General features: G+C 71.6%; 16 protein-coding genes. 11 read left to right on the plus strand and 5 right to left on the minus strand.

Annotated elements, in window-relative coordinates:
• Nucleotides 1-296: 296 nt before the first annotated feature.
• From PATMI_RS37515 to PATMI_RS0113600, 3 genes are read left to right on the plus strand one after another with little or no spacing between them, the layout of a single operon-like run.
• Entirely contained in the window at nt 297-1,088 is a 792-nt protein-coding gene (locus tag PATMI_RS37515; RefSeq protein WP_051471610.1) for a succinate dehydrogenase cytochrome b subunit, read from the plus strand.
• Nucleotides 1,085-3,007, plus strand: a complete 1,923-nt coding sequence (locus tag PATMI_RS0113595; RefSeq protein ID WP_026911283.1) for a fumarate reductase/succinate dehydrogenase flavoprotein subunit — start codon at nt 1,085-1,087, stop codon at nt 3,005-3,007. The genes PATMI_RS37515 and PATMI_RS0113595 overlap by 4 nt, the downstream gene beginning before the upstream one ends.
• On the plus strand, nt 3,004-3,777 hold the full coding sequence (locus PATMI_RS0113600) for a succinate dehydrogenase/fumarate reductase iron-sulfur subunit (RefSeq protein ID WP_026911284.1): 774 nt from the start codon (nt 3,004-3,006) through the stop codon (nt 3,775-3,777). The genes PATMI_RS0113595 and PATMI_RS0113600 overlap by 4 nt, the downstream gene beginning before the upstream one ends.
• 27 nt (nt 3,778-3,804) lie before the next feature.
• Here PATMI_RS0113600 and PATMI_RS30030 read toward each other — a convergent pair whose 3' ends face one another.
• Entirely contained in the window at nt 3,805-5,001 is a 1,197-nt protein-coding gene (locus PATMI_RS30030) for a site-2 protease family protein (RefSeq protein ID WP_051471612.1), read from the minus strand.
• A gap of 69 nt (nt 5,002-5,070) precedes the next feature.
• Nucleotides 5,071-5,718: a ComEA family DNA-binding protein gene (locus PATMI_RS34635; protein ID WP_026911285.1), complete on the minus strand. Its 648-nt coding sequence runs from the start codon at nt 5,716-5,718 to the stop codon at nt 5,071-5,073.
• Nucleotides 5,719-5,883: 165 nt separating this feature from the next.
• On the opposite strand from PATMI_RS34635, the gene PATMI_RS0113615 reads away from it, so the two are divergent.
• Nucleotides 5,884-6,873: a malate dehydrogenase gene (locus tag PATMI_RS0113615; protein ID WP_026911286.1), complete on the plus strand. Its 990-nt coding sequence runs from the start codon at nt 5,884-5,886 to the stop codon at nt 6,871-6,873.
• A gap of 200 nt (nt 6,874-7,073) precedes the next feature.
• On the opposite strand, the gene PATMI_RS0113620 is transcribed toward PATMI_RS0113615, so the two are convergent.
• The 3 genes from PATMI_RS0113620 to PATMI_RS0113630 all read right to left on the minus strand — a co-directional run bounded on the left by PATMI_RS0113620 (nt 7,074) and on the right by PATMI_RS0113630 (nt 9,224).
• Entirely contained in the window at nt 7,074-7,442 is a 369-nt protein-coding gene (locus tag PATMI_RS0113620) for a helix-turn-helix domain-containing protein (RefSeq protein WP_157260766.1), read from the minus strand.
• 316 nt (nt 7,443-7,758) lie between these two features.
• Complete coding sequence (locus tag PATMI_RS0113625; protein ID WP_026911288.1) at nt 7,759-8,205, minus strand: SRPBCC family protein; 447 nt, start codon at nt 8,203-8,205, stop codon at nt 7,759-7,761.
• 98 nt (nt 8,206-8,303) lie between these two features.
• Complete coding sequence (locus PATMI_RS0113630) at nt 8,304-9,224, minus strand: NAD(P)H-binding protein (protein ID WP_026911289.1); 921 nt, start codon at nt 9,222-9,224, stop codon at nt 8,304-8,306.
• Between the two features lie 413 nt (nt 9,225-9,637).
• Between PATMI_RS0113630 and PATMI_RS36725 the strand changes: the two genes are divergently transcribed.
• The 7 genes from PATMI_RS36725 to lon all read left to right on the plus strand — a co-directional run bounded on the left by PATMI_RS36725 (nt 9,638) and on the right by lon (nt 17,647).
• On the plus strand, nt 9,638-9,892 hold the full coding sequence (locus PATMI_RS36725; RefSeq protein WP_157260767.1) for a hypothetical protein: 255 nt from the start codon (nt 9,638-9,640) through the stop codon (nt 9,890-9,892).
• Between the two features lie 325 nt (nt 9,893-10,217).
• On the plus strand, nt 10,218-11,438 hold the full coding sequence (locus PATMI_RS0113640; protein ID WP_026911290.1) for an acetyl-CoA C-acetyltransferase: 1,221 nt from the start codon (nt 10,218-10,220) through the stop codon (nt 11,436-11,438).
• A gap of 43 nt (nt 11,439-11,481) precedes the next feature.
• Nucleotides 11,482-13,701 carry a 3-hydroxyacyl-CoA dehydrogenase NAD-binding domain-containing protein gene (locus PATMI_RS0113645; protein WP_026911291.1) on the plus strand — a complete coding sequence of 740 codons (2,220 nt, stop codon included), beginning with the start codon at nt 11,482-11,484 and terminating at the stop codon, nt 13,699-13,701.
• Between the two features lie 178 nt (nt 13,702-13,879).
• On the plus strand, nt 13,880-14,215 hold the full coding sequence (locus PATMI_RS38535) for an MBL fold metallo-hydrolase (RefSeq protein WP_026911292.1): 336 nt from the start codon (nt 13,880-13,882) through the stop codon (nt 14,213-14,215).
• On the plus strand, nt 14,200-14,670 hold the full coding sequence (locus tag PATMI_RS38540; RefSeq protein WP_084269941.1) for an MBL fold metallo-hydrolase: 471 nt from the start codon (nt 14,200-14,202) through the stop codon (nt 14,668-14,670). Before PATMI_RS38535 ends, PATMI_RS38540 begins: the two co-directional genes overlap by 16 nt.
• Before the next feature lie 20 nt (nt 14,671-14,690).
• A complete protein-coding gene (locus tag PATMI_RS30050; protein WP_084269942.1) occupies nt 14,691-15,179 on the plus strand; it encodes an Hsp20/alpha crystallin family protein in 489 nt (162 codons plus the stop codon).
• On the plus strand, nt 15,176-17,647 hold the full coding sequence (lon, locus tag PATMI_RS0113665) for an endopeptidase La (RefSeq protein WP_026911294.1): 2,472 nt from the start codon (nt 15,176-15,178) through the stop codon (nt 17,645-17,647). The genes PATMI_RS30050 and lon overlap by 4 nt, the downstream gene beginning before the upstream one ends.
• Nucleotides 17,648-17,656: the final 9 nt, after the last annotated feature.

Here is a 17,656-nt window from a genome sequence, read left to right on the forward strand (position 1 = left end):
TTGTCGTAAGCCGTCGTCCGCGATGCTCGTTCCCGGAGTCCGCCTGCGGGGCCGGCATGCACGGCGCGTCCCGGAACGCCGTGATCGCCCGCACAGAAGCCGATCGCGTCCTCGTCTGCGTTCATCGCGTGCGGCCGTCGTCCCCGTACGCGGATGCGTCACGACGAAATGGCGGAACACCTAATTGCGGAGGCCCGGGAGTCGGCGGCTCGCGGTTGAGCCCGCCCTTATGTGACTGCAGGCACGGATTGTGGGCAGGGGGACCACCCATAACCAGGGACGGGCGTAACATCGCCATGAACGTGGCGACCCAAGAGCTGAGACGACGGAGAAGGACCTGGATCGGGGAGACCTGGGACAGCAACGTCGGCAAGAAGTCGATCGTCGCCGTGACGGGACTCGTGCTCGTCGGCTACGTGGTCCTCCACATGATCGGCAACCTCACCGCGATGCTCGGGGCGAGCGGCGACGAGGGGCACGCCCAGATCGACTCCTACGGCCACTGGCTGCGGGAGTTCGGCACGCCGCTGCTGCCCTACGAGTTCTTCCTCTGGGTGATCCGGGTCTTCCTGCTCGGATCGCTGGTGGTGCACGTCGTCGGCGTCTACCAGCTGACGATGCGCGCCCGCGCGGCCCGGCCGGCCGGGTTCCCCGCCAAGCGCATCGGGCGCTCCTGGGCGGCGCGGACGATGCGCCTCTCCGGGCCGCTGCTCCTGGCGTTCATCGTCTTCCACATCCTCCACTTCACGATCCTGGCCGTCGACGTGACGCCGCTGGCGGAGGGCGAGATCTACTCGAACGTCTACGGGGCGTTCCAGAAGTGGTACTTCGTCGTGCTGTACCTCGCCGCGATCGCGTCGCTCGGGTACCACCTGCGCCACGGCGTGTGGAGCCTCTTCCAGACGCTCGGGATCGACACGCCGGCGCGCAACGCGTCCCTGCGCCACGGCGCGACCGCGCTCACGGTCGTCGTCGTCGTCGGGTTCGCGATGGTGCCGATCAGCTTCGCCACCGGCGCGCTGCCCGAGCCCGTCACCGGACCCAACGCCGCGACGGCGGCCCACACCCCGACGGAGGTCGCGAAGTGACGCTCGACGCCCGGATCCCCGACGGCCCGATCGAGGGCAAGTGGCGACGCTGGCTCGACGACCACAAGCTCGTCGGCCCCCGCAACCGCCCGGCCCACCGCATCATCGTCGTCGGCACCGGTCTCGCCGGCGCCAGCGCCGCGGCCAGCCTGGGGGCCCAGGGCTTCAAGGTCGACAGCTTCTGCTTCCAGGACACGCCGCGCCGCGCGCACTCGATCGCCGCGCAGGGCGGCATCAACGCGGCCAAGGACTTCGCCAACGAGGGCGACGCCGTCCAGCGCCTCTTCTACGACACGATCAAGGGCGGCGACTTCCGCTCGCGCGAGGCCAACGTCTGGCGCCTCGCGCAGGTGTCGACGAACATCATCGACCAGGCCACGGCGCAGGGCGTGCCGTTCAACCGCGAGTACGGCGGCCAGCTCGCCACCCGCTCGTTCGGCGGCGTGCTCGTCAAGCGCACGTTCTACACGCGCGGCCAGACCGGCCAGCAGCTGCTGCTCGGCGCCTATCAGGCGCTCCAGCACCAGGTCGCCGAGGGCAACGTCACGGTCCACAGCCGACACGAGATGCTCGACGTCGTCCTCGTCGACGGCGAGGCCCGCGGCATCATCGCCCGCAACCTCATCACCGGCGAGATCGAGCGCCACGCCGCCGACTGCGTCGTCCTCGCGTCGGGCGGCTACTCCAACGCGTTCTACCTGTCGACCAACGCGATGGGCTCGAACGTCACGGCCGCCTGGAAGGCGTCCAAACGCGGGGCCTTCTTCGCGAACCCCTGTTACACGCAGATCCACCCGACCTGCATCCCGCAGTCCGGCGAGTACCAGTCGAAGCTGACGCTGATGTCGGAGTCGCTGCGCAACGACGGCCGCATCTGGGTCCCCCGCGACCCGGACGAGCAGCGCGAGCCGCAGGACATCCCCGAGGAGGAGCGCTACTACTTCCTCGAGGAGCGCTACCCGGCGTTCGGCAACCTCGCCCCGCGCGACATCGCCTCCCGCGCCGCCAAGGTCGCGTGCGACCAGGGCCTCGGCGTCGGCGGCACGAAGCGCGGCGTCTACCTCGACTTCCGCGACGAGATCGAGCGCCAGGGCCGGGACGCCATCGAGGGCAAGTACCTGAACCTCTTCCAGATGTACGAGCGGATCACGGGCGACGACCCGTTCGAGAAGCCGATGATGATCTACCCGGCCCCGCACTACACGATGGGCGGGCTCTGGGTCGACTACGAGCTGCAGACGACGGTCCGCGGCCTGTTCGCGATCGGCGAGGCGAACTTCTCCGACCACGGCGCCAACCGCCTCGGCGCCTCCGCGCTGATGCAGGCGCTGGCGGACGGGTACTTCATCGCCCCGCACACGGTCATGCACTACCTGGCGACGCAGCGCAAGCGGGCGGTCGACGCGACGCACGAGGCGTTCGACGAGGCCGAGGCGAACGTCCGCGGCCAGATCGAGCGGCTGCTCGCTGCGCAGGGCACGAAGGCGCCGCAGGCGATCCACCGCGAGCTCGGCGAGATCATGCTCGACAAGTGCGGCATGCTCCGCACCCGCGAGAGCCTGACGACCGCGATCGAGCAGATCCGCGACATCCGCGCCCGGTTCTGGGACGAAGTTCGGGTCGACGGCACCGCCGACGAGTTCAACCCGACGCTCGAGTACGCCGGCCGCCTGGCCGACTTCATCGAGCTGGCCGAACTCATGTGTGAGGACGCGCTGCGGCGCGAGGAGTCGTGCGGCGGCCACTTCCGCGGCGAGCACGAGACCGAGGACGGCGAGGCCCTGCGCCACGACGACGAGTTCGCCGTCGTGACCGCGTGGGAGTACCCGGAGGAGGGGCTGGACGCCGCGCGTTTCGAACCGCACGACGAGCCGCTCGTGTTCAACGAGGTCAAGCTCGCGACGAGGAGCTACAAGTGAACTTCCAGCTCGAGATCTGGCGGCAGGACTCCCGGGACCAGCCGGGGCGCTTCGAGACGAAGCACGTGCAGGACGTCGACGGCGAGGCCTCGTTCCTCGAGATGCTCGACACCCTGAACGAGGACCTCGTCGGGAAGGGCAGCCGCTCGGTCGCGTTCGACAGCGACTGTCGCGAGGGCATCTGCGGGATGTGCTCGCTCGTCATCAACGGGATGCCGCACGGCCCCAACCAGGTGACGACCTGCCAGACGTACATGCGCGACTTCGAGGACGGCTCGACGATCTACGTCGAGCCGTTCCGCAACAACGCGTTCCCGGTCGTCCGCGACCTCGCCGTCGACCGCTCCGCGTTCGACCGCATCATCGAGTCCGGCGGCTACGTCTCCGTCACGACCGGGCCGCAGCCGGACCCCAACAGCCAGCCGGTGACCCCCGAGGTCCACCAGACGGTCATGGACGCCGCGATCTGCATCGGCTGCGGCGCCTGCGTGGCGGCCTGCCCGAACGGCGCGGCGATGCTCTTCACCGGGGCGAAGATCACGCACCTGAACAACCTCCCGCAGGGCCAGCCGGAGCGCGACGAGCGCGCCCGCAACATGGTCCACCAGATGGACGAGGAGGGCTTCGGCGGCTGCACGAACTTCGGCGAGTGCTCGCGCGTCTGCCCGCAGGAGATCGGCATCGACGTCATCGGGATGCTGAACCGCGAGTACCGCCGGGCCTCCCGCACGAAGAAGCCGTCGCACCCGAAGAAGATGGTCGCCCAGTAGGGAGCGACCCCGCGGGACCGCCCCCGGTCAGGGGCGGCCAGTGGGCTCCGGGTGGACCTCGGCGCCCGGCAGGGCCTTCGCCAGGGCCTCGCGCACCTGCGCGAACGTCACCTGGCCGAGCATCACCCGCTGCTCGTCGATCACCGGCAGCGCGCCGAGCCGACGCAGCTGCTCGCTCTGGAGCAGGTCCTCGAGCGCGGCGTCCGGCGGCACGCGCGGGGGGTCGCCGGACTCGATCAGGTCGGAGACCAGGACGCCCGGGCGTCCGGCCCCGAGCTCCTCGCGGACGCGCTGCGCGGTCACGATCCCCCGGTAGTACCCGTCGCCGTCGAGGACGGCGGCCCACGGCGCGTCGAACGGTCGGAGCGTCTCGTGCTCGGCGTCGAGGACGGTGACGTCCTCCGGCAGCCACGGCGGCTGGGGGTCCATGATGTCGGTCGCCCGGACCTCGTGGAGCTGCTCGCTGATCGCGCTCGTCATCACGGCGGCCTTCGCGGCGCTCGCGATGAACCAGGCCAGCAGCAGGTACCAGAGGCCGCCGATCGAGTCGCCCTGGAAGAGCTCGTAGAAGCCGAAGGCGGCGAGCAGCAGCGCGAAGCCCCGGCCCAGGACGCCCGCGGCGACGGTCGCCCTCTGGCGGTCGCCCGTGATCTTCCACGCGACGGCGCGCGCCAGGCGGCCGCCGTCCAGCGGGAACGCCGGGATGATGTTGAAGACGAACAGGGCGCCGTTGATGAAGGTGAACCAGCCGACGATCGCCATGCCCTCGGAGATCCGGACGTCGCTGTCGGGGACCCAGACCGCGTCCCACAGCTCGCCGGACGATCCGATCAGGAGCCCGACGCCGGCACCGAGGGCGAAGAGGAGGAGCGTGACGAGCGGTCCGGCACCGGCGACGACGAACTCCTCCCGCGGCCGGCGCGAGTCGCGGCTGAGGCGTGCGACGCCACCGAGCAGCCACAGCTCGATGCCCTCGGTCTGGATGCCGAAGCGGCGCGCGGCCAGGGCGTGCCCGAGCTCGTGGGCGATCAGCGCGACGAAGAACAGGAGCGCCGCCGCGACCGCCAGCCCGTACGCCACGGAGGGCGAGCTGTCGGGGAGGACCACGTCGAAGCGCCCGCCGATCAGGACGATCATCAGGAGCAGGGCGAAGAACCAGCTCGGGTTCACACCGATGCGGATGCCGAAGATCGTCGCGAGCGGCACGGTGCGCGTGGTGGGCATGCACCTCCATCGTCGCAGGTCCGGGAGCGTCGTCCCGCCGTTGCGCGCGGCGGGACGGGCGCGGGGCGGTCAGCCGGCGATCGCGACCGCGAGGCCGCGGAGCGCGGCGCTCCGGCCCGGCGGCAGGTCGAGCACGAACGCCATGTCGTCGACGGTGGAGAACAGCCCGACCGATTCGCGGGTCGCGACGATCCTCCGGGCGACCTCCGCGTCGATGCCGGGGAGCGTCGCGAGCACCGCGGGCGGCGCGTGGTTGACGTCGACGACCCACCCGTGGTCGGCGCCCGGGACGTCGGGCCGTCCGACCCCGCGACGGAGTGCGGCGGCCGGGTCGTCGGCGGCGAGGCGCAGGGCCCGGCGCCGCTCGTCCTCCCGGAGGTCGATCGCGAGATCGCGCTCGGCCGCCCCCAGGGCGGCGCCGGCACGCAGGGCGTACGCGTTCCGGCACGTCGCCGTCCAGCCGATCGCCGCGAACCAGCTGCCGAACATGAGCACGCCCGCGACGTCCGTGAGCTTGTCGTCGTCCGTCCGGGGCAGCACGAGCGCCACGACCAGGGCGGCGACGGCGACTATGCCGTAGACGATCCACCGCGGGCGCCGTGCCCGGGCGCCCGCAGCGATCGGGACCCACGCGCCGAACCCGATCGGCAGCAGCGTCAGCCAGAGCCAGAGCGTCGAGGCCCGCGGAGCCGCGGGGGAGGGGGCGTCGGTGGACACGTCGCCATCGTAGGAGGTGGCGCGTCGGCACGCGGTCGGTTTCCGCCGTTCCGCCGAGGACGCGTGCGCCGACGCTCCCGGGATAGCATCGGCCGCGCACCAGGCGCCGCGACCGGGAACCCCGGACGGTGCCGTTCCGTCACTCGTCCTGCCACAGGAGAGAACATGACCCAGTCGCCCGTCAACGTCACCGTCACCGGGGCCGCCGGCCAGATCGGCTACGCGCTGCTCTTCCGGATCGCCAGCGGTCACCTGCTCGGTCCCGACACCCCCGTGAACCTCCGCCTGCTGGAGATCACGCCCGCGGTCAAGGCCGCGGAGGGCACGGCGATGGAGCTCGACGACTGCGCGTTCCCGCTCCTGAACTCGATCGAGGTCACCGACGACGCCAACAAGGCGTTCGACGGCGCGAACGTGGCGCTGCTCGTGGGCGCCCGCCCGCGCGGCCCCGGCATGGAGCGCGGCGACCTCCTCGAGGCCAACGGCGGCATCTTCAAGCCCCAGGGCGAGGCCATCAACAAGGGTGCCGCGGACGACATCCGCGTCCTCGTCGTCGGCAACCCCGCGAACACCAACGCGCTGATCGCCCAGGCCCACGCGCCGGACGTCCCGGCCGAGCGGTTCACCGCGATGACGCGCCTGGACCACAACCGCGCGATCTCGCAGCTCGCCCAGAAGCTCTCCGTGTCGGTCACCGACATCAAGAAGCTGACGATCTGGGGCAACCACTCCGCGACGCAGTACCCGGACCTCTTCCACGCCGAGGTGAACGGCAAGAACGCCGCCGAGGCCGTGGGCGACCAGGACTGGCTCGAGAACACGTTCATCCCGACGGTCGCCAAGCGCGGCGCGGCGATCATCGACGCGCGTGGCGCGTCGTCGGCCGCGTCGGCCGCCAACGCGGCGCTCGACCACATCCACACGTGGGTGAACGGCACGCCCGAGGGCGACTGGACGTCGATGGCGATCCCGTCGGACGGCTCCTACGGCGTCCCCGAGGGCCTGATCTCCTCCTTCCCCGTCACCTGCAAGGACGGGAAGTACGAGATCGTCCAGGGCCTCGAGATCGACGCGTTCTCGCAGTCGAAGATCGACGCGACGGTCGCGGAGCTCTCCGAGGAGCGCGACACGGTGAAGAAGCTCGGCCTGATCTAGGCGGGCGGCACCGGGAACGACGAAGGGCCGGCGAGATCGCCGGCCCTTCGTCGTTCAGAGATCGAATCCCGATGCCCGCGGGTGCGCTGAGGTGGTCGTAGGCCTCGCAGGTCGGTGCGCGGAAAGCGAGAGCTGTGCACCGCACTGCCGAGCGCCCGCGTGCCGAGATGCGTCGGCATACGGCCGCCTCAGCGTGACCGCTAGGCGGCGTCCTTCGGGTACCAGAGGCGCTCCTTCTTCTCGACGAGCCCCTGCTCCTCGAGGCCCGGGAGGATCCGGTACGCGTAGTTGGGGTGCACGCCGATGCGGCGGGCGACCTCGGCGGCGCCGAGGCCGGGCTCCTGGCGCAGGAGCGCCAGCGCCTGCCGTGAACGCTCGCCGCTGCCGCGCGGGCGCCCGGCGCCACGGGAGCCGGACTTCTCGGACGACCGGTTGGACGTGCCGGAGCTGTCGACGCCGTCGAGGGCGTCGAGCGCGCGCTGCAGGCGGTCGTGCTCGGCGATCAGCGGCGCGAGCTCGTCCAGACGCGCCTGGATCTCGTCGCGCTTCTCGGTGAGGAAGTCGGACATGTCGGGGACCTCTTCGGGTGGTGTGTGGAGTGTCGTGGCCGCACGGTCGGCGACCAGCACCACGGCGCGAGCAGCCTACCCGACCCGTCGGATGACGCGTCGTTGGGGTGGGGACGGTCGACCGGGTGTGGTGACTGGGGGCATCTGTGTGGGGCCCGTGGGGCCTCGCGGTGGACCGTCGCGGGCACCGTTGTATCGCGGGGCCACCGACCCGCGGCCCTCGAGGTCCGTGGTCGTGTGGCGCGCGGTCGCGTGACCGTCCCACCCGACGTGGTGTGGTCCGTGCGGCCCGCCGGACCTGCGGCGTGCGTGGTGCTCAGTCCCCGGCCAGGAGCGCACGCAGGCGCTCGAGCGACGCGCCCGCCTCGCGATCCGGCACGCCACCCATCAGGGCCCGCGACGCCACACGCCCCAGCAGTCCCATGGGCGGGGTGAAGGAGTTGGTGTAGTGGAACCGGGTGCCTTTCGGGATCTCCTCGAGCACGTACTCGATGAAGGCGGACGCGCGGGCGGGTCCCCTGCCCTGCCAGGTGGCCCGGTGCGGTGGGGAGAACTCGTCGAGCTCCCAGGTGACGGTGACCGGTGCCCCACGGATGGACATCTTCTGTTCCATGTGGAACCCCGGACGGGGTGCACCGTCGTCCGCGGCGAGGAGGTCGCGGTGGATCGTCACCCACCGCTCCAGCTGGTGGGGATCCATGATCAGGTCCCACACCCGCTGTGGGGGCGCGGGGAGATCGATCTGTGCCTCGACGGCGCTCATGGGTCCACCCTAGTGCCCGGCCCCCGATCGCCCGGGTGCCGGTCCGCCGCCGCCCGCGGGGTCGCGCCCGGCCGCGTCCCCGCGCAGGTGCCCGTGGCTCAGCGGGCGCGGAGCGGTTCCTCGCGCTCCCATTGCAGGAGCGCGTGGTTGACCGCCCGGTCGAACCCGTGCGGCCGGACGCCGAGGGTCCGCGCCCACGAGTCGTCGCGGACGAGGAGGTCGCCGGAGAGCCCGCCCATCAGCGGCAGGATCAGCTCGGGGGACTCCCCGGCGAGCACCGACGCGACGCGACCGAAGATCGGCGTGGAGCTGAACGGGATCCCGATGCTCGGGCGGCGCAGCATCATCAGGTCACGGATCCGCTCGAGGATCTCGCCGTAGCTGAGGACGTCCGGTCCGGCGATGTCCAGGGACAGGCGCGCCCCGTCGGCGGCATCCGTGGTCGCGGCCGAGACCAGGGCGGCGGTGACGTCCCGCTCGTCGATCGGTTGCGTCCGGTGGGTCCGCCAAGGCGGCAGCGGGAGCACCGGCACCCGCTCGACGAGCCGGACGAGGAAGCGGAACGAGCGGGACCCCGGCCCGATCGCGATCGACGCCCGCAGGGCGACGGCCTCCGGGGTCGCGGCGACGACCGACCGCTCCACCGCGAGCCGGCTGCGGAGGTGCGACGAGAGCGGCCGGGTCTCGTCGACCATCACGCCGAGATAGACCGTCCGCCGGACGTCGGCCGCCCGCGCGGCCTCCGCGAAGTGCTCCGCGGAGCGCCGCTCGCGCTCCTCGAACGGCAGGCCGTCGGTGGACGCCTCCATCGAGTGGACGAGGTAGTAGGCCACGTCGACGCCGTCGAGCGCCGCATCCAGGCCCTCCCCGGTCAGGACGTCCCCACGGAAGGCGGGGACGTCGTGCGCGACCCGGGAGGGGTCGCGGGCGAACGCGCGCACGTCGTGGCCGGCGGCGACCAGTGGGGGGACGAGCGCCGACCCCGCGAACCCGGTGGCGCCGGTGACGAGGGTGCGCATCACGGCCCATCATGGCGGACCGGTCCCGGTGGGGCGGCCCACCGGCGCCGGACCCGATCCGCCGGGCGGACCGCGCAGCACGACGCGGGGTCCGCGTCAACCGGGACGGACGGACGTTCGTGCGCGACCGGGGCCGACCCTGCACGTTCGCCGCCCCCCGTGCCGGTCCTGCAACGGGCTGTGAACGAAAAGTGACCAACTAGCGGGAACAAGGGTCGCGCTGGGGTGGCGGGTGTGGTTCTATGGCCCTCGTGCCGCAGGACGCGTGTCCTGCAGCACGGAGCAGTACCCACCTCGGCGTCCGTCGAAACCGCGATGCGGTTCGGCAACGCCTCATGCACCCCGACGTCCGGACCCGCAAGGGGACCGTGCGCGGCCCTGCCCGTACCCGACCCAGCACTCGGACCCATTACGTGACCCCTCGTCCAGACGCCCGCACCCGCTCGCGCAGCACCGCCGCAGCCCCCAGCTGCGACGACTGCTTCTTCCGTCGCCACATGCTGTGCGCGCTGGATCGCTCCGAGCCGTGTGCGACGTACCGTCCGGACCGGGACCAGGGGCTGCACCCGCCGCGGCAGATGACGTTCGCGTTCCGTCCCGAGCGCATCACGGGAACGCCCTTCGCGTTCCCGACGGCCGCCGAGCAGGCGCGCCGGTACGCCGCCTGACCCCGCTCGTCGGGCCGCCCCGCGCGGCCTCGCGTGTGTGAAAGCCTGGGCTCGCCGTCCGACCCGGACGGCGAACCTGATGTCCCGATCGAGGGGGAGGCCGGCCGACGCCGCCGTGCCCCGGATGGGCGTACGCGCACCGGCCAGCATGGGCGTCCCGGGTACCGCCGTGGTCGGGCTCGCCCGCCCGGTCCGTGGGTTGGCCAGCCAGCCAGGTAGTATCCGGTCCGCCACCGCCGGGACGCCCGGTGGCCGCATCGCGGACGACGGGGACCCGTACGGGGCCCGGGTGGCAGTCGAGCACAGGCGAGCACAGGAGTTCCACATGGGCAGCACCGAGGCGCTGGTCTTCGAGGCCATTCGCACCCCCCGCGGCAAGGGCAAGAGCAACGGGTCCCTGCACGGGACCAAGCCGGTCGACCTCGTCGTCGGGCTGATCCACGAGACGCTGGGCCGCAACGCGCAGCTCGACCCGACGCAGATCGACGACGTCGTCCTCGGCGTCGTCTCCCCGGTCGGCGACCAGGGCGCGGACATCGCCAAGACGGCGGCGCTGAAGGCCGGCCTGCCGAACACGGTCGCGGGCGTCCAGCTCAACCGCTTCTGCGCGTCCGGCCTCGAGGCCGTGAACACCGCGGCGCAGAAGGTCGCGTCCGGCATCGGCGACGATCTGATCCTGGCCGGCGGCGTCGAGTCGATGTCGCGCGTCCCGATGGGCTCCGACGGCGGCGCCTGGGCGATGGACCCGGAGACGAACTACGACACCCAGTTCGTCCCGCAGGGCATCGGCGCCGACCTCATCGCGACCGTCGAGGGCTGGACCCGCGAGGACGTCGACGCGTTCGCCGCCCGCTCGCAGGAGCGCGCCGCCGCGGCCGAGGACGCCGGGTACTTCAAGGACTCCGTCGTCGCGGTCAAGGACCTCAACGATCAGGTCGTGCTCGACCACGACGAGTTCATCCGTCGTGGCACCACCGTCGACAGCCTGGGCAAGCTCAAGCCGTCGTTCCAGATGATGGGCGAGATGGGCGGCTTCGACGCCGTCGCGCTGCAGAAGTACCACTGGATCGAGGAGATCGACCACGTCCACCACGCCGGCAACAGCTCCGGCATCGTCGACGGCGCCTCGCTGCTGGCGATCGGCAACGCCGAGGTCGGCGAGCGCAACGGCCTGAAGCCGAAGGCGCGCATCCTCTCGACCGCCGTCTCCGGTGCGGACCCGACGATCATGCTGACGGCCCCCGGCCCGGCGTCGAAGAAGGCGCTGGCGAAGGCCGGCCTCAAGGCGTCGGACATGGACCTGATCGAGATCAACGAGGCCTTCGCGGCCGTCGCCCTGCGCCTGATCAAGGACCTCGACATCGACCCCGAGATCACGAACGTCAACGGTGGCTCGATCGCCATGGGCCACCCGCTCGGCGCGACCGGCGGCATGATCCTCGGCACCCTGATCGACGAGCTGCACCGCCGCGGCAAGCGCTACGGCCTGGCGACGCTCTGCGTCGGCGGCGGCATGGGCATCGCGACCGTGATCGAGGCGATCTGAGTCCCGGCTCGGATCCGACGAACCCCGTAGCGAGGAACACCGCATGAGCTTCACGAACACGATCCGCTGGGAGGACGCCGGCGACGGCGTCGTCAACCTCGTCCTCGACGACCCGAACCAGTCCGCGAACACGATGAACGCGGACTACGTCCAGTCGATGATCGCGGCCGTCGACCGTCTCGAGTCCGAGAAGGAGCAGATCAAGGGCGTCGTCATCACGTCCGCGAAGAAGACCTTCTTCGCGGGTGGCGACCTCAACGACCTGCTGAAGGCGACGAAGGCCGACGCCCCCGCGATCGCCCAGAACCTGAAGGACGTCAAGGGCACGCTGCGCCGTCTGGAGCGGCTCGGCCGCCCGGTCGTCGCGGCGATCAACGGCGCCGCCCTCGGCGGCGGCCTCGAGATCGCGCTCGCCACGCATCACCGCGTCGTCGTCGACAGCCCGAAGATCCAGATCGGCCTGCCCGAGGTCTCCCTCGGTCTGCTGCCCGGCGGCGGCGGACTGACCCGCGTGATCCGCATGCTCGGCATCGCCAACGGCCTGATGCAGGTCCTGCTCCAGGGCCAGCGGATGAAGCCGGGCAAGGCGCTCGAGGTCGGCGTGATCTCCGAGCTGGTCGCCACGCCGGACGACCTCCTCCCTGCCGCGAAGAAGTTCATCTCCGAGAACCCCGAGGCCGTGCAGCCGTGGGACGTCAAGGGCTACAAGATCCCGGGCGGCACCCCGAGCAACCCGAAGCTCGCGGCCAACCTCCCGGCGTTCCCCTCGAACCTGCGCAAGCAGCTCAAGGGCGCGAACATGCCGGCGCCGAAGAACATCATGTCGGCGGCCGTCGAGGGCGCCCAGGTCGACTTCGACACCGCCATCGAGATCGAGGGCCGCTACTTCGTGGACCTCGTCACCGGCCAGGTGGCGAAGAACATGATCCAGGCGTTCTTCTTCGACCTCCAGGCCGTGAACGGCTCGCGCGGCCGGGCCAAGGACCGCGAGCACGCCTCCTTCTCCAAGGTCGTCGTCCTCGGCGCGGGCATGATGGGCGCCGGCATCGCGTACCAGTGCGCGAAGTCCGGCATCGAGGTCGTGCTGAAGGACGTCTCGCAGGAGGCCGCGGACCGCGGCAAGGGCTACTCCGAGAAGCTCGTCGCCAAGGGCATCGAGAAGGGCAAGGTCACGCAGGAGAAGGGCGACGCCCTTCTCGGTCGCATCACCGCGACGGACGATCCGGCCAAGGCGCAGGACGCGGACCTCGTCATCGAGGCCGTCTTCGAGGATCCGAAGGTCAAGGCGCAGGTCTTCGCCGAGATCGAGCCGTTCCTGAAGCCCGACGCCCTGTTGGGCTCGAACACGTCGACGCTGCCGATCACGGAGCTCGCCGAGGGCGTGTCCCGCCCGGAGGACTTCGTCGGCGTCCACTTCTTCTCGCCCGTCGACAAGATGCCGCTCGTCGAGCTCATCAAGGGCGAGAAGACGAGCGACGAGACGACGTCGCGTGCGCTGGACCTCGTGAAGCAGATCGGCAAGACGCCGATCGTCGTCAACGACTCGCGCGGCTTCTTCACCTCGCGCGTCATCGGCACCTTCATCAACGAGGGCATCGCGCTGCTCAAGGAGGGCGTGCCCGCCCGCACCATCGAGCAGGCCAGCCTGCAGGCCGGCTACCCGGCCCCGGTGCTCCAGCTGTCGGACGAGCTGAACCTCAATCTGATGGCCAAGATCCGCAAGGCGTCGAAGGAGGCCGCCGGCGACGCCTGGGAGCACCACCCGGCGTTCGACGTGATCGACGACATGATCGCCGCCGAGCGCTCGGGCCGGCTCGCGGGCGCCGGGTTCTACGACTACGAGGACGGCAAGCGCGTCGGTCTCTGGTCGGGCCTGAAGGACAAGTACGGCGCGAAGGACATCGCCGGCGACACGGACCCGGCGACGCTGTCGCTCGTCGACTACGAGGAGCGCATGCTCTTCGCCGAGGCGCTCGAGACCGTCAAGTGCGTGGACGAGGGCGTCCTCGAGACGGTCTCCGACGCCAACATCGGCTCGATCTTCGGCATCGGGTTCCCGGCCTGGACCGGTGGCGTGCTGCAGTACATCAACGGCTACACGCCGGCCGGCGCGAAGGAGGCGACCGGCGTGGCCGGCTTCGTCGCCCGCGCGAACGAGCTCGCCGAGCAGTACGGCGAGCGCTTCACCCCGCCGGCGTCGCTGGTCGCGAAGGCCGAGGCCGGCGAGACGTACTCGGACGAGTCCGTCCTGGCGAAGGCGTAACCCGCTCGGCGCTCGCGCGCCGGCCCGCAGGACCACGACGGCCCGCCTCCCGGCGGGCCGTCGGCGTTCCGGGGCGCTCCCGTTCGACACCGCGTCAACGGTCGTTCCCTGCCGCAACGCCTCGTGAACCGCGGCGTCCCTAGACTGGACAGATCGTGGCGAAGGGTCTCATGTGCGGGTGAGGATTCTCGGGAAGTCGCCCGCGTGGCAGGACGTCGACGGCGCCTGCAGCGGCTACCTCGTCGAGGAGGACGGCTACACGCTGCTGCTCGACTGCGGCAACGGCGTGTTCGGGAAGCTCCGCGCCCACATGGACTACGTCGACCTGGACGCGTGCGTGATCTCGCACTGCCACGCCGACCACACGCTCGACCTCGTCCCGTACAGCTACGCGCTGTCGTTCGCCCCACGCCAGCAGCCCGTCCCGGTGCCCCGTGGCCGGGCACCGACCACCCGGCGCGACCGCAGCTCCACCTCCCGCCCGGGGGCGAGAAGGTCATGCGCACGATCATGACCGCCTGGGGGATGCCGGCGCTCGTCGAGCAGGCCTTCGCGTCCAGCGAGTACGACCCCGAGGGCACGCTGCGGCTCGGGCCGCTGGAGGTCCGCTTCCGTGCGGTGCCGCACTTCGTCCCCGCCTACGCGGTCGAGATCCGCTCGACCGTCACGGGCGGCCGGTTCGTCTTCGGGTCCGACTGCGCGCCGAACGAGGACCTCGTCGAGTTCGCCACCGGTGCCGACCTCTTCTTCGTCGAGGCCACGCTCCCGCGTCCCGAGCGCGCCGGCCCCCGAGGGCATCTGACGGCCGCGGAGGCCGGGGACGCCGCGCGCCGCGCCGGCGTCGCGCACGCCGTGCTGACGCACATCTCCGACGAGGAGGACCCCGTCGTCGCGCTGGAGCGCGCCGTCGAGGCCGCAGGGGACGTCCCGGTCGAGATGGCGGTCCTCGGCGCCACCTACGACCTCTGACGCAGGGGTAGATTCCTCGCATGCGTTCTCGCGAGGGCGACCTGTTCGCCAACTTCGAGCGCGTGCGGCGCGAGATGGACGAGCTCTTCGGGGGCGTGCTCGACCGCGGGCTGCACGGGCGCAGCACCCGCTCGGGCTTCGAGCCGGCCGTCGACGTCTTCATCGAGACCCCCGACGACGGGGACCCACGGGTCGTCGTCCACGCCGAGCTCGCCGGGATCGACCCGGACCGCGTCGCGCTCGAGGTCCGTGGACGCGAGCTCGTCGTCGCGGGCTGCCGGGAGGCGGGGGAGGCCGAGGGCCGCGCCTACCAGCAGGTGGAGATCGGCACCGGCGTGTTCCGCCGGACGGTGGCCCTCGGGGCGGAGGTCCACGCCGACCGCGCCCGCGCCACGTACCGCGACGGCATCCTGCGCGTCGAGCTGCCGCTCCGCGCCGACGACGACGCAGCCACCACCGGGGCCGCGACGGACGACGCCCCGGCACCGCGTGGCGAGGACGACGCGTGATCGAGATCGTCGCCGACCCGACCGCGGCGCAGGAGGTCGTGATCCAGGGTGAGGGCGAGGCCGCCGTCGAGGGGCCGCTGCCCGTCCTGCCGCTCCGCGACGTCGTCGCGGTCCCCGACACGATGCTGCCGCTCGCAGTGGGGCAGGAGCGTTCGGTGAAGCTCGTCGACGACGTGCTCGCCGGCGACCGCCGTCTGGTGCTCGCGACGTCCCGGGACGCGGCCGTCGAGGCTCCGGGCCCGGAGGGCGTCCACGACGTCGGCGTGATCGGGCACATCGTCCGCATGCTCAAGGTCCCCGACGGCACGCTCCGGCTGCTCGTCCAGGGCACCCAGCGGGTCCGCCTGACGCGCTTCACCTCGACCGAGCCCTACCTCGTGGCCGAGGTCGAGGAGCTCCCCGACGTCCTCGGCGACGATCCGACCGCCGAGCCGACCGCCGAGCTGACCGCGCTGATGCGGAGCGTCCAGGAGACGTTCACGAAGATCGTCGAGGCCGTCCCGTACCTGCCGGAGGAGCTCCAGGTCGCGGTCGCGAACATCGACGACCCCGTCGCGCTGAGCCAGCTGATCGCGGGCTCGCTGCGGATCGGCACGGAGGAGAAGCAGGAGCTCCTCGAGCAGGTCGACGTGCAGGCCCGTCTGCGGCGTCTGATGGCGATCCTCGCCCGGGAGCTCGAGGTCATCTCGATCGGCACGGAGATCCAGTCGCAGGTCCAGTCGGAGCTCGACAAGGGCCAGCGCGAGTACGTGCTGCGCCAGCAGCTCAAGGCGATCCGCGAGGAGCTGGGGGAGGACGACCCGCTCGAGGCGGAGCTCGCCGAGCTCCGGGAGCAGCTCGACGCGCTGGACCTGCCGGAGCTCGTGGAGACCCAGGCCGACCGCGAGCTGCACCGCCTGGAGTCGATCCCGCAGGCGTCCGCCGAGCACGGCGTCGTCCGCACGTACCTCGAGTGGATCGTCTCGCTGCCGTGGAACGACCGCACGCGCGACGACCTCGACCTCCACCACGCCCGCGGGATCCTCGACGCCGACCACCACGGCCTCGACGACATCAAGGACCGCATCCTCGAGTTCCTGGCGGTGCGGCAGCTGAAGCCCGACGCCCGTGGCTCGATCCTCTGCCTCGTCGGTCCTCCCGGTGTCGGCAAGACGTCGCTCGGCAAGTCGATCGCCCGGGCGATGGGGCGCAACTTCGAGCGGATCTCCGCCGGCGGCGTGCGCGACGAGGCCGAGATCCGCGGGCACCGCCGCACGTACATCGGTGCGATGCCGGGCACGATCGTCCGCGCGATGCGGGACGCCGGGTCGAACAACCCGCTGCTGATGATCGACGAGATCGACAAGATGGGGTCGATGGGTCCCGGCGGCGCCGGGCCGTCCTCGGCGATGCTCGAGGTGCTCGACCCGGAGCAGAACGACACGTTCCGCGACCACTACCTCGACGTGCCGTTCGACCTCTCGCGGGTCATGTTCGTGACGACCGCCAACACGCTCGACACGATCCCCGGCCCCCTGCTGGACCGCATGGAGGTCATCCGGCTCGCCGGCTACACCGCGCAGGAGAAGCTCGAGATCGCCAAGCGCTACCTCGTGCCCCGGCAGCTGGAGCGCCACGGGCTCCGGCGGTCCTGGCTGACCTTCGGTGAGCCCGCCCTGCGGATGCTGATCGAGGACTACACGCGGGAGTCGGGCGTCCGGAGCCTCGAGCGCGAGATCGGGCGCGTCGTCCGCAAGATCGCGCGGGAGATCGTCGAGTCCGAGCAGGACGACGGCGACGGGACGCCGTCGCGGGCGAAGCGCGTGACCGTCTCGCAGGCCCGGGTCGAGGAGCTCCTCGGGCGCGGGACGTGGGCGAACGCCGACGAGGCCCTGCGCCGGCGCACCCGGCGTGCCGGCGTGGCCACCGGACTGGCGTGGACCCCGGTCGGCGGGGACGTCCTGGTCGTCGAGGCCGCGGCGATGCCGAAGTCCGGCTCGCAGCCGACCCTGACGACGACCGGGCAGCTCGGCGACGTGATGCAGGAGTCCGTGCGCGCCGCGCTCACCTGGGTCCGGGGGAACCTCGCCGTGGTCGCGCCCGACGTGCCGCAGGACTGGTTCTCGCAGCACGACCTCCACGTCCACGTGCCGGCCGGCGCGACGCCGAAGGACGGCCCGTCGGCGGGCATCACGATCGCGACCGCGATCGCGTCGCTCCTGACGGGCAAGGAGGTCGCGCAGCACGTGGCGATGACGGGTGAGATCACGCTCACGGGCGAGGTCCTGCCGATCGGCGGACTGAAGGAGAAGGCGCTCGCGGCACAGCGCAACGGCGTGCGCTGCGTGATCGCCCCGCGGGAGAACGAGCGGGACCAGGAGGACATCCCGGAGCCCCTCAGGTCGCGCATCGACTTCGTGTGGGTGGACCGCGTCGAGCAGGTCCTGGAGGCCGCGCTCGGCGGTTTGCCCGGTCCCGACGCCGGGTAGGGAATCCGG

The sequence above is a fragment of the Patulibacter minatonensis DSM 18081 genome (assembly GCF_000519325.1).
In the GTDB taxonomy this organism is placed as follows: Bacteria; Actinomycetota; Thermoleophilia; order Solirubrobacterales; family Solirubrobacteraceae; genus Patulibacter; species Patulibacter minatonensis.